This window comes from Luteimonas sp. A534 (assembly GCF_054072805.1).
Window position 1 is genome coordinate 138,838 of sequence record NZ_JBSVRR010000002.1, and the last position, 13,572, is coordinate 152,409.

15 protein-coding genes are annotated in these 13,572 nt (G+C 70.6%); 11 read left to right on the forward strand and 4 right to left on the reverse strand.

Features of this window, described 5'->3' with window-relative positions; translation table 11 throughout:
• The 6 genes from ACW5F0_RS05345 (at position 1) to ACW5F0_RS05370 (ending at position 5,635) form a co-directional block, all read left to right on the forward strand.
• Positions 1-714, forward strand: a complete 714-nt coding sequence (locus ACW5F0_RS05345) for a FliH/SctL family protein (protein WP_456965414.1) — start codon at positions 1-3, stop codon at positions 712-714.
• Entirely contained in the window at positions 711-2,066 is a 1,356-nt protein-coding gene (locus ACW5F0_RS05350) for a FliI/YscN family ATPase (RefSeq protein WP_456965415.1), read from the forward strand. The genes ACW5F0_RS05345 and ACW5F0_RS05350 overlap by 4 nt, the downstream gene beginning before the upstream one ends.
• Positions 2,063-2,545: a hypothetical protein gene (locus ACW5F0_RS05355; RefSeq protein WP_456999224.1), complete on the forward strand. Its 483-nt coding sequence runs from the start codon at positions 2,063-2,065 to the stop codon at positions 2,543-2,545. The genes ACW5F0_RS05350 and ACW5F0_RS05355 overlap by 4 nt, the downstream gene beginning before the upstream one ends.
• Positions 2,546-2,561: 16 nt before the next feature.
• Entirely contained in the window at positions 2,562-3,248 is a 687-nt protein-coding gene (locus ACW5F0_RS05360; RefSeq protein ID WP_456999225.1) for a hypothetical protein, read from the forward strand.
• Positions 3,249-3,377: 129 nt separating this feature from the next.
• Positions 3,378-5,024, forward strand: a complete 1,647-nt coding sequence (locus tag ACW5F0_RS05365) for a LysM peptidoglycan-binding domain-containing protein (RefSeq protein WP_456965418.1) — start codon at positions 3,378-3,380, stop codon at positions 5,022-5,024.
• The gene (locus tag ACW5F0_RS05370) at positions 5,024-5,635 is read left to right on the forward strand and encodes a hypothetical protein (RefSeq protein ID WP_456965419.1); all 612 of its coding nucleotides are present in this window, start codon (positions 5,024-5,026) and stop codon (positions 5,633-5,635) included. Before ACW5F0_RS05365 ends, ACW5F0_RS05370 begins: the two co-directional genes overlap by 1 nt.
• Here the strand turns inward: ACW5F0_RS05370 and ACW5F0_RS05375 are convergent.
• On the reverse strand, positions 5,605-6,180 hold the full coding sequence (locus ACW5F0_RS05375; RefSeq protein WP_456965420.1) for a GNAT family N-acetyltransferase: 576 nt from the start codon (positions 6,178-6,180) through the stop codon (positions 5,605-5,607). The genes ACW5F0_RS05370 and ACW5F0_RS05375 overlap by 31 nt on opposite strands.
• Before the next feature lie 156 nt (positions 6,181-6,336).
• Here ACW5F0_RS05375 and ACW5F0_RS05380 point away from each other — a divergent pair, with 156 nt between their 5' ends.
• The 5 genes from ACW5F0_RS05380 to ACW5F0_RS05400 all read left to right on the forward strand — a co-directional run bounded on the left by ACW5F0_RS05380 (position 6,337) and on the right by ACW5F0_RS05400 (position 8,805).
• Positions 6,337-6,543 (forward strand): hypothetical protein, encoded by a 207-nt coding sequence (locus ACW5F0_RS05380; protein WP_456965421.1) that lies wholly within the window; start codon positions 6,337-6,339, stop codon positions 6,541-6,543.
• Positions 6,544-6,552: 9 nt separating this feature from the next.
• The gene (locus tag ACW5F0_RS05385) at positions 6,553-6,849 is read left to right on the forward strand and encodes a hypothetical protein (RefSeq protein WP_456999226.1); all 297 of its coding nucleotides are present in this window, start codon (positions 6,553-6,555) and stop codon (positions 6,847-6,849) included.
• Positions 6,850-6,962: 113 nt separating this feature from the next.
• Positions 6,963-7,568, forward strand: a complete 606-nt coding sequence (locus tag ACW5F0_RS05390; RefSeq protein WP_456999227.1) for a hypothetical protein — start codon at positions 6,963-6,965, stop codon at positions 7,566-7,568.
• A 79-nt stretch (positions 7,569-7,647) separates the two neighbouring features.
• The gene (locus ACW5F0_RS05395; protein WP_456965424.1) at positions 7,648-8,007 is read left to right on the forward strand and encodes a hypothetical protein; all 360 of its coding nucleotides are present in this window, start codon (positions 7,648-7,650) and stop codon (positions 8,005-8,007) included.
• Between the two features lie 75 nt (positions 8,008-8,082).
• Complete coding sequence (locus tag ACW5F0_RS05400) at positions 8,083-8,805, forward strand: hypothetical protein (protein WP_456965425.1); 723 nt, start codon at positions 8,083-8,085, stop codon at positions 8,803-8,805.
• A 6-nt stretch (positions 8,806-8,811) separates the two neighbouring features.
• Here the strand turns inward: ACW5F0_RS05400 and ACW5F0_RS05405 are convergent, their stop codons facing one another.
• From ACW5F0_RS05405 to ACW5F0_RS05415, 3 genes are all read right to left on the reverse strand, one after another.
• Positions 8,812-9,717 carry a hypothetical protein gene (locus ACW5F0_RS05405; protein ID WP_456965426.1) on the reverse strand — a complete coding sequence of 302 codons (906 nt, stop codon included), beginning with the start codon at positions 9,715-9,717 and terminating at the stop codon, positions 8,812-8,814.
• Positions 9,718-10,481: 764 nt separating this feature from the next.
• On the reverse strand, positions 10,482-11,390 hold the full coding sequence (locus ACW5F0_RS05410; protein WP_456965427.1) for a 5'-nucleotidase, lipoprotein e(P4) family: 909 nt from the start codon (positions 11,388-11,390) through the stop codon (positions 10,482-10,484).
• A 119-nt stretch (positions 11,391-11,509) separates the two neighbouring features.
• Positions 11,510-13,489 carry a UvrD-helicase domain-containing protein gene (locus ACW5F0_RS05415; protein ID WP_456965428.1) on the reverse strand — a complete coding sequence of 660 codons (1,980 nt, stop codon included), beginning with the start codon at positions 13,487-13,489 and terminating at the stop codon, positions 11,510-11,512.
• Positions 13,490-13,572 lie beyond the last annotated feature (83 nt).

The following is a 13,572-nucleotide window of genomic DNA, read 5'->3' on the forward strand; positions in this document are numbered from 1 at the left end:
ATGAACGCAGAATCCACCCTCCCCGTCGCCACCCGCGAAGCGCCTGCCGGCCGCAGCCCACCCGCAGCGGGCGTAGCGGTGTTCGAGCAGCGTCAGTTCAGCCGCTCGCTTGGCGCCAGCGTCGTGCCGGCTGCGGCCTGGGCGCAGCTGGGTGAGCTCGATGCGCTGCTCGAGCGCGTCAACGGGCTGTACGAAGAGGCCATCGCCGACATCGCACGCGCGCGCGAACAGGGCCATGCCGAAGGCTTCGCCGAGGGCATCGCGGCCGCCAAGCTGCAGATGACCGAGCAGCTCGCGTCGCTCAACGAACGTCGTGCCCGCGTGCTGGGCGAGGCGAGCGGCCGCATCACCGAACTTGCCTGCGCGATCGTCGATCGCATCGCGCCGGGCTTCGATGCGCGCAGCGTGGTGCCGCCGCTGGTGATGCAGGCGGTCGAGGCCGCGCAGGCCGAGCAGTTCCTGCTGATCCGCGTGCATCCCAGCGTGCGTGACAGCGTGTCCGCGGGCCTCGGCGCGGTGCGCCAGGCACATCCCGCGGTCGGCGTGATCGAGCTCGTCGACGATCCAAGCCTCGAGCCCACCAGCTGCGTAGTGGTGTCGGAAGCCGGCGAAGTCCGCGCCGGCGTCGCGCAGCAGATCGAGGCCATCCGGACCGCATTGGCCGGCAGCGCCGCGCAGGCGGGCAGCGCGGCCGAGGCGGAGCGCCGGGCATGAGCGCAACGGCGCCCGCACCCTTCACGGGTCTCGTCGGCGATCCCGATCCGCTGCTGCATGCGCTGGCGCGGGTCCAATCGATCGAACGCGTCGGCCGCGTCGCCGAAGCCTACGGAACGCTGATCCGCGCGACCGGGCTCAAGGCCGCGATCGGCGAACTGTGCGAACTGCGCAACCCGCGCGGCGAGGGCGATGCATCCTTCCGCCTTGCCGCCGAAGTGGTTGGCGTGTCCAAGCAGCACACGCTGCTGACCCCGCTGGGCGCGCTGGACGGCGTCTCCGCCACCACCGAGGTCTACGCCAGTGGCCGCCAGGCGGCGGTGCGCGTCGGCCCGGGCCTGCTCGGTCGCATCCTCGATGCCCACGGCGAACCCATCGACGACCTTGGCCCGGTCGGCCACACGGTCGACGCGCCGATCTATGCCGCCTCGCCCAATCCCCTGGCGCGCAAGCTGATCGAGCGGCCGTTCTCCACCGGCGTGCGCGCGATCGACACCACCATGACCGCGGGAGAAGGCCAGCGCATCGGCATCTTCGCCGTGGCCGGTGGCGGCAAAAGCACCCTGCTGGGCATGCTCGCGCGCGGTGGCGATGCCGACGTCAACGTCATCGTCCTGGTCGGAGAGCGTGGCCGCGAGGTCAACGAATTCATCCACGACAACCTCGGGCCCGCGGGCCTGGCGAAGTCGGTGGTCGTGGTCGCCACTTCCGATCGGCCGGCGCTCGAGCGCAGCCGCGCGGCCTGGGTCGGTACCGCGATCGCCGAGCACTTCCGCGACCAGGGCCGGAGCGTGCTGCTGCTGGTCGACTCGGTCACCCGTTTCGCGCGTGCGCTGCGCGACGTCGGCCTGGCCGTGGGCGAGCCGCCGGCCAGGCGCGGCTTCCCGCCCTCGGTGTTCAGCGCGCTGCCGCGGCTGTTCGAACGCGCGGGCAACAACGACAAGGGTTCGATCACCGCCTTCTATACCGTGCTTGCGGAAGACGAAGACGGCGGCGACCCGATCGTGGAAGAGGTGCGCTCGATCCTCGACGGCCACATCGTGTTGTCGCGAAAACTCGCGGCCGCGTACCACTACCCGGCGATCGACGTCCTGGTCAGCCTGAGCCGCACGATGCCGCGCGTGGTCGACCATGCGCACGTGCGCGCGGCCGGACAGCTGCGCAAGCTGCTTGCGAAATACCAGGACATCGAGCTGCTGCTGCAGCTGGGCGAGTACAAGCGGGGCACCGATCCCGATGCCGATGCCGCAATCGAAAAGATCGGACCGATCCGCAAGCTGCTGCAGCAATCGGCGCACGAGCTGGTGCCGTTCGCGCAGTCGGCCGACGCGCTCAAGGGCCTGTTTCCGTGAAGCGCTATCCGCTGCAGACGCTCATCAGGCTGCGCGAGCACCGCACCGAAGCCGCGCGCCAGCGGGTGCTCGAGCGCCAGCGCGAAGCACAGGCCTGCAGTGATGCGTGCCTGAAGATCGAGGGCGAGATCATCGCGCTGGATTTCGAGCAGAAGCAGCAGCGCGTGCGCCTGCTCGACGCGCCGCCGCCGGGCGTGCCGTGGCCGAATGCCCTGGCGCAGCGCGAGGCCCACATCGGCCTGTTGGGCGAGCAGGCGGACGCCGCGCGCCAGCGCCTGTTCCAGGCCCAGGAAACGCTGCGCGCCGCCGAGGCCGCGGTGGCCGAGGCGCGCACGGAGTTCTTCCGCGCGAAGGCGCGGCTGGATGCGCTGGAGAAGCGCCGCGACGTCTGGCGCGGCGAACAGAATGCCCATGAGCTGCGCCAGGAAGAGGGCGCCGCCGAAGACTTGCTGCAGGCACGCCACCTGGCCGGCGCCTGAGCCAAGGAGTTCCTCCATGTCGATCGATCGCACCAGCCAGAGTTCCGCCGCCGATGCCGCCCGCGCCCGCGAGGGTACGGCGGAGGCGCGCGAGCGTCCGCCGGCCAACCGCGAACAGACCGACCGCTTTCGCGACGCGCTCGACCATGCGCGCCAGGGCGTGCAGCAGCAGCCACAGCGCCTGGGCGAAGGCCAGGCCGAGATCGACCATGGCGACTCCGCGGAGCTGCGCCAGACCGTGACCGAGGACGCCGTGCACCGCACCGGTGAACGGGAGCGCGGCGACAGTGGTGGCCAGGCCAATGACGGCGCCGACGGCGGCGAAGCCAAGCTGCTCGACCCCGCCCTGCTGTGGCAGGCGCAGCACGCCCTGCGCGGCGATGCCCCTGCCGCCATGCCTGCCCCGGTGGGCGCAAGCAACGCGGTCCTGGAAATGATCGAGCGCCACGTGCGCCAGCTCGCCGTGGCCGGCGGTGCGGCCGATCCCCAGGGCGATGGCCAGGTGCTGCTGCGCATGGCCGACGCCACCCTGCCGGGTACCGACCTGCTGCTCAGCCGCGAGGGCGACGGCTGGGTGCTGCGTGCCGACGTACGCTCGCGCGGAAGCTACGACGCCATCCGCGATGCGGCGCCGGAGCTGATGAAGCGCTTCGCCGAGCGCAACCTTGGCAGCTTGCGCGTGGATCCGCACTTCCACGGTTGAGCGTTTTGCCGCGCGGAGTGTGCGCCCTGCACGCCCGCCTTAGGGTCTGACCTAGCTGGCAAGCCATCGTCTTGCTTCCTGTAATGGGCGCATGCGCGGCATGTGTCGCATCAAAGCAGGAGCCAAGCCATGGTCGATCCGGTCAGCGGCAACGGCGGCGGGCACAACGCCGTCGGCGACCACCTCAGCCCGTCGGGCTTCGACTACAACCGCATCCAGGGCGTGCAGGGCAATGCCAACGTCACGCCCGCCTTCATCACCCAGGTCGAGGCGATGGCGCAGCGCCTGGGCACGCAGCCCGAGTACCTGCTGGCGGTGATGAGCTTCGAGACCGGTGCCAGCTTCAGTCCCGGCGTGCGCAACGGCGCGGGCAGCGGTGCCACCGGCCTGATCCAGTTCATGCCCAATACCGCGCGCGAACTCGGCACCTCGACCGATGCGCTGGCGCGGATGAGTGCTCTGGACCAGCTGCAGTACGTCGAGCGCTACTTCAACAACCGCTCCGATCCGGGCGACCTCAACACGCTCGAGGGCGTCTACACCACGGTGCTCTACGGAAGTCCGCGTCCCGATCCCGATGCGACCCTCTTCAGCCAGGGCAGCGCCGCGTATCGCATGAACGCACCGCTGGACGTCAACCGCGATGGCCGGATCACCGCCGGCGAGGCGACGTCCTTCGTGCGCCAGCGTATCGATGGCGACGCGCCGCCGCCTTCATCGTCCCCGGCGCCGGGGCCTTCGCCCTCGCCGTCCCCCACGCCCGCTCCGATGCCATCAGACGCCGTCACCGTGCGCAGTGGCGACACGCTGTCGGGCATCGCCGCGCGTAACGGCGTCTCGCTGGGCGAACTGCTCTCCGCCAATCCCCAGATCCGCAACCCGAACCTGATCTATCCCGGCCAGACCGTGCACCTGCCCGGCGGCGGCGGCGGCGAAGTCACCGTGCGCAGCGGCGACACGCTGTCGGGCATCGCGGCGGGCAATGGCGTGTCGCTCGGCGCACTGCTGTCGGCCAACCCGCAGATCAGCAACCCGGACCTCATCCATCCGGGGCAGACCATCAGGCTGCCGGGCGGCGCGGGTGCCACCCATGAGGTCACCGTGCGCAGTGGGGACACGCTGTCCGGCATCGCCGCGCGCAACGGCGTGTCGCTCAATGCACTGGTCGCGGCCAATCCGCAGATCGCGAACCCGAACCTGATCCACCCGGGACAGACGGTCCACGTGCCCGGTGGCGGCGGCGGACAAGCACCCGCGCCAGGGCCGGGTGCGCCGTCGCCCGCGCCCGGCCCCACGCCGCCGTCGGGCGACGCGCCGACCTATGCGCCGTACACCGTGTACAGCACCGGCCACCAGCCGGCGATTTCGGTATCCCACCCCGACCAGATGCAGCCGCACCACGATTACCAGACGCAGGTGCGCGACGGGCAGACGCTCGAGGTGCGCGACATCGTCCTGCATCGCAACGGCCAGTCGCAGACCAGCCAGGCGATCCCGGCGCCGATCGCGGGCACCGTGGTGTCGGCCGGCGCGATGGGCAACGCCGGCAACGCGGTCATCCTGCGCGGCGACCAGGGCCAGCTGGTCTACATCTTCCACATGTCGAGCATCGACGTGCGCGCCGGCGAGCGCGTGGCCTACGGACAGGACCTCGGCGACCAGGGCTCGACCGGCAACTCCACCGGCCCGCACGTGCACATCGAAGCCTCGACCGCGACGATCGACCGCTGGGTCCACGACCTGCTTGACGGCCGCTTCGACGGGCGTCGCCAGTAGTGCGGCACCCGCCGGGTTGGCTGGCGGCGCTGCTGGCCGCCGGCCTTGCGCTGGCGGGCTGCGAGCGTGCGCAGCCCGATGACGCGGAGGCCGTGCGCGCGGTGCCGGCAACGTCATCGGCAACGATGCCGCCGGGACCGCCGGGCGACGATGCAAGTGATCCCCCCGGCCCGCCCGCCGCCAGCATCCGCTTCGTCGCCGGTGCCCCCGCATCCGGCGAGACGCTGGCGGACGACATCGTCCGCGGCCTCTCCACCGACGTGCGCGTGCTCGCCTGCGACCAGGGTGTGGTCGATGGCCGCTCGGCGTTCGCCCCCGACTGGGTGCTCGCGCACCGGGTTGACCTCGATGACGACGGTCGCGCCGACTGGCTGGTCGAAGGCCGCCACCCCTGTCTCAGCGATGCCGATGGCGCCGACTGGTGGCTGTATGCAGAGAACGCCGCCGGTCGCAGCCTCCTGCTTGCCGCCGGCCGTGCCCGCGCCGTGGAAGCGCTGCCTTCGCGAAGCCACGGCTTCCGCGACCTGCGCCTGCAGCGCGAGGGTGATCGCGACCTGGAAGTGCGCCACGACGGCGCTGTCTACGTGGCTTCGCCCGTCATTCGCGATTGATCGCTGCGGCGGCGCACGCCGCGCCAGTCCGCACGCTGCAGCCGCATTCTCAGCGCAGGCTTCCCGAACTGCTCGACCTTTCCGTCGGGCGTGAAGCCCAGGCGCGCCAACAGCGGCGGTACCGAGCGGTTGGCCGGGTTGCACAGCCCCACCAGCGCTGGCAGCCCAAGCGTGTCGAAGGCGTGCGCACACAGCGCCGCCCCGCCCTCCAGCGCATAGCCGCGGCCCCAGGCGCGCGGCAGCAGCCGGGTGCCGATCTCGACCTCGTCCGGTGCGTACTCCGACACCAGCGAGAAGAACCCGACGAAGCCCGTGGCATCGTCCGCGCGCCACAGCCCAAGGCCCGGGCGCTCGCGCTGGATGCGGCGCGCGGTCTCGACCAGGGCGGCCGCCGATGCGATGTCGTCCACGGGGGCGTCCAGCAGCGCGCGCGCCACCCGCGGGTCGCGCCCCAGCCGCTGCAGGTCGAAGACGTCGCCCGGGCGCAGTCCGCGCAGCACCAGGCGGCGCGTGCGCAGGAACTCGTCGTCGGGAGCGATGGCCATGGCGCGAGTATGCCGTCGCGAACCGCCGCGGCCGCGCCCCGGGCCGGCCCTAGGTCGGGTACGCACCAGCTTGGCGCCGCCGCGCCGCTGCGGAAACTTGAACCTGCACCCGGAGTCCACCCGGGCTTCCAACACCCATCAAGAGAGGACAAGGACATGGGCAGTCAAATCGGTTCAGTCGTCGGCAGCCTCGTCGGCACATATTTCGGTGGTCCCATCGGCCAGGCAATCGGCCAGCAGATCGGTTCCTGGCTCGGCGGAGCGCTCGGCAGCGAGATGACCGATGCCGTGGGCTTCAACTTCGACTCGCTGTTCGGCAACGCCTACGGCGCCGGCTTCGACCTCGGCTTCGGGAACGGCTGACGCATGTCCATGGATGGCGCCCCCCCGAAGACGCGCGAAGCGCTGGCCGAACGCCTCGCCGACCTGCGCCAGCAGGGCGTGCTCGATACCGGCGAGGAAGCCCGCCTGCTCGGGCATTACGACGACATGCTCCGCGACATGAACGATGAAAAGGCGAAGCTCGAGCCCGAGTACAACCGGCGCATCCGCGAGGACGGCCTGGACAAGGCGAACGCATGGCTGCGCGACATTGCCGCCGACCTCGGCCGTCGCCATGGCGAGGCCACCCGCGTGATCACCGAGCAGCTGCGCGTGGTCACGGGCTGATCCTGCGCTCGGTGTCCCGGCGGCAAGGGTTTGCCCCAGCTTGCCGGCCACCTTCACGCTGGACAGACTCGAAACCAAGCCATCCTCATCCCCACTCCAGACCGGAGCCCGCGATGTCCCGAACCAAGACCCCCGCAGACATGCAAGCCTGGGCCGGCGCCAACGCCGACGCTGGCGCTGCGTTCGCGGGACGTCAGGGTGACGGGGCGAGCACGGGTTTCGATCCGGCGGCGTTGATGGGCCAGTTGATGGGCGAGTTCGACGCCGTGCTGGCGGCGAACCCGTCCATCGACCGCGAGATGCGCGAGCAGCTGCAGGGTGATTTTTCGCGTGCCCTGGAAGACGCGGCCGCCACGGCGGCCAGCGCCACCGCATCGATCCCGGATCGTGCGTCCTGGTCCGATACCGTCCAGGCGCTGCAGGACAACGGCGCGATCGGCGGCGAAGAAGCCAACGAGCTCATCCGTACCTTCGATGCCTCGCTGCAGCCGCTGGAGCGTCGCGAGTCGCGGGTTGCGCTCGAGTTTGCACGCTTGCTCGCCACGGAAGGCGAGGAAAAGGCGCTGGCCTGGTTCCGTACCCAGGCCATGAAGGCGTCCGCCGGCACTGCGGATACCAGCGCTGCGGGCGGTGCGCAGCGCGAGAACACCGGTGCGGCCCTGCGCAGCGAAGTGGTCAACGCCCGCTCGCATCGCCTGAGGGGTCCGCCGCGGCGATGACGCGCCGCTGGCCGCATCCGCGGCCGGCCGGCAAGCGCAGCCGTGGCACCACACCCTTCAAGACTTTCGGAGCACCACCATGAGCGATATCCAGAGCTACAACTTCTCCTTCATCCAGAACGTCCAGATGCAGCGCCAGGGCGAAGCCCGCGGAGCGGCCGAGGGCGGCAGCTACCTGATGGCGCTGGCCATCATGCTCGGCAACATCGCCGACAAGATGCTTGACCGGGTGATGGACCTGGCCGACCAGCTGGACAATCTCCAGGACGAAAAGGCCAAGGCCAAGAACGACGACAAGGATCCGGGCGGCATGGGCGAGAACAAGCTGACCGCCCAGCTGCAGGCGCAGACCCAGATCATGAACATGTTCATGCAGGCCATGAACACCGTGATCAAGAGCGTGGGCGAAGCCAACAGGGACGTGTCGCGCAAGCAGTAATCCTCTCCAAGGGATTGCAACACGACGGTCCCGGAGCAATCCGGGGCCGTTTTCGTTTCCAGGGCGAGGAAAGGCATGCGCATCACGGTGGCGTCGATGGTCCTGCTCGCAGCGATCGCGGTGGGCGCGGCGCTGCCCGGTTGCGATGCGAAGACGGCAGGCCGTGCCTCTGGGCCGACGGCCGCAAGCGCGGAGGCGCAAAGCGAACGCGGCGATGGCAAGGAAGGCGCGCGTGGATCTCCCGGCATCCGCGCGCTCGCCGGGGGCGCGTATATCGGGGTGGTGAAGGTGCGGGTGCTTCCGCCCGAGGGCTCGGACGCGCGCGCCACGTCGCGCAATGGCACCGGCAGCGCCGAGCTCCAGGACTCCGGACGGCTGGTGGTGGTGGGCGATATCGACCAGGAGGCCGACGCCGGTTTTGCGGCCGACGGCGGGTTCGCCGGCGGCGGCTGGAGCGGCGGCAGTGACGGTGTGACGCTGCGGATCGAACCCGACGGCGCGATTTCCGGGGGCGGCGAGGCAGGCGGCAATGCGATGACCATCGAGGGCAGCATCGACCGGCGCCGGCTCGACCTCTTCTTCGAGATCGAACTGCTGGCGGACAGCGGCGGCGGGTTCCCGGCGGGGACCCGCTTCCAGTTCCGCTACGACCTGTGGCGCCCCTTCGAGCGCGCGCCCGGACAGGGTGGAAGGACGCCCAAGGGCGGGTGCCGCGAAGTGGTCTACCGGAACAAGCTCGTACCCAACCTCAGCGGCGGAGCGATGGGCATGGTGCGGGTGCCGGAGTGCCGGCGCTGAGGCAGCTCAGGCATCGTCATCCCCGTCGCGCGATCCATCGCCACTCCCATGCGCCATGCCGCGCGCGAACCACCAGGCGCCCAGTGCCGCGACCAGGCCCGCCAGGGCGAAACCGCCGGTCCACGCACGATTGTCGACAGGCGTACTGGCGCCTCCGCCCAGGCTGCCCGGCGGCAGCAGTCCGATGACCGCGAAGGCGACGCAGCCGTAGGCGATGATCGCCAGCAGCCAGAACAGCCACTGCATCATCGCCGCGCGCAGCTCGCGCTCGATGGCCGCCGGGTCGCGTCCGGATGCGCCGGTGCTGCCCTGGGCGCCGAGCGCCATGAGCAGGGTCGACAGGCCGCCGGGCAGCGCCCGTGCCGCGCTTCGCAGGCCGCGACGATACGGGCCTTCGCCGGTATAGGTGCCACCGGCATCGGTGCGCGCAACCACCTGTCCGCGATCAGCCGCGATCAGCGGGTTCACGCTGCGCGCTTCCATGGCCTGGGTGGCCATCGTGGCGGCTGGTACGGAGGCCATGGTGGTGCCGGCAGCGGCCGTGGCGACGGCGGCGGCCTGGGTTGCAGCGGTGTTCGCCGCGGTGGTCGCAGTCGTCATGCTGGCAAGCGGCATGGGTGCGGCGGCGGTTCGCTGGAGCATCGCCATGCGTTCGGCTGCGGCCGCATCGCTGCGTGGCACCTGCGCCAGTTCGGCGCGCGCTGGCGGAGCCTGCATGGCATCGGCGCGTGGGGGCTGCGCTGCGTGTGCAACCTGCGTTGCCACGTCTGACCGCACGGGCAGGGCGGTTTGTGCCTGTTGCGGCGCCAGCGCCTGCTGCGCGGTGGCCGTGGCGAAGCCAGCGAAATGGGCGGTCTGGGCCTGCGCGGCGTGCATGGGCACCGGGGTCGAGTGCGCCTGGGCGGCAGCCATGGTTGGCGCCGGCAACTGCACGGGCTGCGAATTGCCCGGGCCCTGCGGACCCGCCGGCGGAGCGCCCGGAAGCTGCTGGGGCAGGCCGATCACGTCGCGGACCACGCCCTGCACCTGGCTGACAAGCCCGGGCTGCGCGCGATCAACACCAGGTGGTGCGGCATGCGGCTGGTTCGGGCGGTCCAGGCCGGGCGGTCCACCATGGGGGTGGTTCGGTCGATCGAACCCGGGTGGATTGCCGTAGGGAAGATTCGGTCGATCCAGTCCCGGCGCGCCGCCGTGGGGGAGGTTCGGTCGATCGATGCCGTGCGGGTGTTGGGGCCGATCACCGCCAAAGCCGGGCAGCTGGCGCCCGAGATCCGCTGGCCCCCCGCCCAGGCCGAGTGGAAACCCGCCGCGGCCCCCGTCATGGGCCTGCCCGTGGTTGGATACCCAGCTCTTGTTGTGCGCGCCCGGAAGGGGCGGTCCCTTCGAAAGCGCGTTCATGAGCGAGCTGATGGGGTCGATCGACATCGGACGCCTCGCGCAGGCAGGAGTGCTCCGCCAGCGATGGCGGGTGGATCCCCTCCACACGCACGTTAGTCCCAGCGGTGCCTGACCGCAGCCTCGGGTAAACCCCAGGGGCGGCGCCATAAAAAACGGGAGGCCCTGGGGCCTCCCGTAAAAACCGGCCGGAGCCGGAGGACTATGTTGTGGCGCGGACAGCCTAGCGCCGCCCGGCTCCTTATGCAATACCTTAGGAGTAGATACTTAAGTCATTGATATCAATCGCGATCAATGCGCAGCGCGTCACGCTTTTGCCGGCGCCGCTCGCTTGCCGGAAGGCTCCAGTCATTATTGAACTGGGCGGGTTCCCACGCGCCGTAGGTCGGATTGGGCAGCATCCACCAGCGCTCCCCGAACCAGCCGTGGTATTCCGCGTGCAGCAGTGCGTGCTGCGCGTTGGTGTTGGCCGTGGCCTGCACGAAGTCGCCCAGCTGGTCGCCGAACTGCATCAGCACGCGGTGCTCCCGTCCGACCAGCTGGCGACGGCAGGTCTTGCCCGATCCCTTCTGCTCGCAGTCCGGCACCTGCATGCCCAGGCCCAGGAACACGTTTTCGTGCTGCACGGGAAGGCCTTCGCTGCGCAGGTTGGCCAGCGTCGCCTCGGTCAGTGCCGCGCTGCGGTTGGACACGTAGAAGACGGTCACGCCCTTGTCGGCGGCGGCGTGGGTGAACGCCACCACGCCCGGCAGCGCGGTCGCCCTGCGCTCTTCCACCCACATATCCCATGTGGCGTCGGCGAACTCCTTGCCGTCCACCACCAGGCGCGCCTGGTAGGGCGAGTTGTCGAGCACGGTCTCGTCGATGTCGAGGATGACCGCCGGCGGCAGCGATGCCGCGTCGCCGGCCGCGGCGCGTTCGGCCGGGACCAGCGCATCCCAGGACGGATCGGCCAATGCGGCGTCCAGGCGTTCGGTGGCGGCGCGGAACACGGTTTCCGACAGGGCCCGGTATTCCATCGAGCGCTGCAGCCACAGGACTGCGTTGAGGTTGTCGTTCGCCGGCACGGTATCCGCGGCCGATGGCGGCGGCGCGGTCACGGGCACGTCCGCCTGGGCGGGGACGGTGTGGCACCCGGCCAGTGCAAGGGCGGTGGCGAGCAGGGCAACGGTGTACAGGGGCGTGCGCATGGCGGGACCTGGTCGAAGACAGGCGCCGAGTCTAGCCGAGGCAGGCGAATCCCCACGACGAATGTCCGCCATGCAGGGCGTGGGCGGAAAGGCCGCCACGCGGGGAAAAGCGCCGGCGTTCAGCCGTCCAGCAGCGCCCTGATCGCGGCGAAACCGACGTCGGCGCGCTCCTTTTTCCTCGCGGCATCCGCCACCGGGTCGGCGCCGTCGCGCTGCAGCTCGGCCGCCGGCAGTTCGACGAGGAAACGGCTCGGCGCCAGCCGCAGTCGCTCGCCCCAGCGCTGCGCCTCGCGCGCGTAGGACAGCCACAGCTGTTCCTTGGCGCGGGTGATGCCGACGTAGAGCAGGCGCCGCTCCTCGTCGATGCGGCCCTCTTCGACGCTGGCCTCGTGCGGCAGGGTGTCGTCGTCGACGCCGACGATGAAGACGTAGCGGAACTCCAGGCCCTTGGCCGCGTGCAGGCTCATCAGCCGGATCTGGTTGCCGGCGTCGCCCTTGTCGGCGTGGCTGAGCAGCGCCAGGGACGCCGCCAGTTCGCCGGGACCGGCGCCACCGCGGGCGCTGTCGAACCAGTCGGCGAGCTCGTCCAGGTTGCCGCGGCGGATGCGGAACATCTCATCGGTCTTGCACTGCGCGCGCAGCGCGGCCAGCAGGCCCGAGCGCTCGTTGAGCACGCGCACAAGCTCCGCCGGCGACAGCCGCACGGCGTCGGTGCGCAGCCCGCGGACCACCTCGGCAAAGGCGGACAGCGCCGAGGCCGCGCGTGGATGCAGCTGCTTGAGCAGCCCGATGGACTCGATGGCGCGCGACATCGGCATGCCGGCGTGGCGGGACATTTCCGCAAGCTTCGCCAGCGTGGTCGCGCCGACGCCGCGGCCGGGTGACTGCACCGCGCGCAGGAAGGCGGAATCGTCGTCGGGATTGGCCAGCATGCGCAGCCAGGCCAGGGCGTCCTTGACCTCGCCGCGATCCAGGAAGGCCGTGCCGCCGGACAGGTGGTAGGGCAGGCGCAGCATCTGCAGCGCCTTTTCCAGCGCCTTGGACTGGTGGTTGCCGCGGAACAGGATGCAGAACTCGCTCCACTCGGCCTTGCGCGCGCTGCTGAGGAACTGGATCTCGGCGGCCACGCGTTCGGCCTCGTGGGCGGCGTCGCGGCACTCCCAGATGCGGATGCGCTCGCCGTCGGCCTGTGCGCTCCAGAGCGTCTTCAGGTGCTCATGCGGGTTGTTGGCGATCAGCGCGTTGGCCGCGCGCAGCACGCGATTGGAGCAGCGGTAGTTCTGCTCGAGCTTGACCACCCGCAGCGCCGGATAGTCGCGCGCCATCTGCGACAGGTTCTCGGGATTGGCGCCGCGCCAGGCGTAGATCGACTGGTCGTCGTCGCCCACGCAGGTGAAGTTGCCCTTGTCGCCGGCCAGCGCCTTCAGCAGGCGGTACTGGGCGTCGTTGGTGTCCTGGCATTCGTCGACCAGCAGGTAGCCGATGCGCTCGCGCCAGCCCAGCGCGCAGGTCTCGTCGGACTCCAGCAGCTGCACGGGCAGGCGGATCAGGTCATCGAAATCGACCGCGTTGAAGGCCGCGAGCCGCGCCTGGTAGAGCTCGTACACCATCGCCGCCTCGTGTTCGGGCGTCGAACGTGCCAGCGCGCGCGCCTGCTCCGGCGACAGGCCGCCGTTCTTGGCCCGCGACACCAGGCCCTGCACGGCCTGGATCGCATCCGGCTTGGCGCCGGGCATCAGGTCCTTGAACTGGGCCATCGAATCATCGGAGTCGAAGATCGAGAAGCCGCGGCGCAGGCCGGCGCGCTCGTGCTCGATCTGCAGCATGCGCAGGCCCAGGGCGTGGAACGTCGACACCGTCAGGCCGTCCGCGGCGTCCCCGCGGATGCGCTTGGCCACGCGCTCGCGCATTTCGCGCGCGGACTTGTTGGTGAAGGTGATCGCCGCGATCCGCTTCGCCGGATACCGTCCCGACCCGACCAGGTGCGCCATCTTCTCCACGATCACGCGGGTCTTGCCGCTGCCGGCGCCGGCCAGTACCAGGAGCGGACCTTCGCAGTGGGCAACGGCCTCGGATTGTTGGGGATTCAGGCCGTGCATGGGAACTCCGGAACGGCCGGCGATTGTACTCAAAGCGGCCACCCGGCCCGGGCGCCGCGGGCAGCGCACGCGCAGGCGCTCCC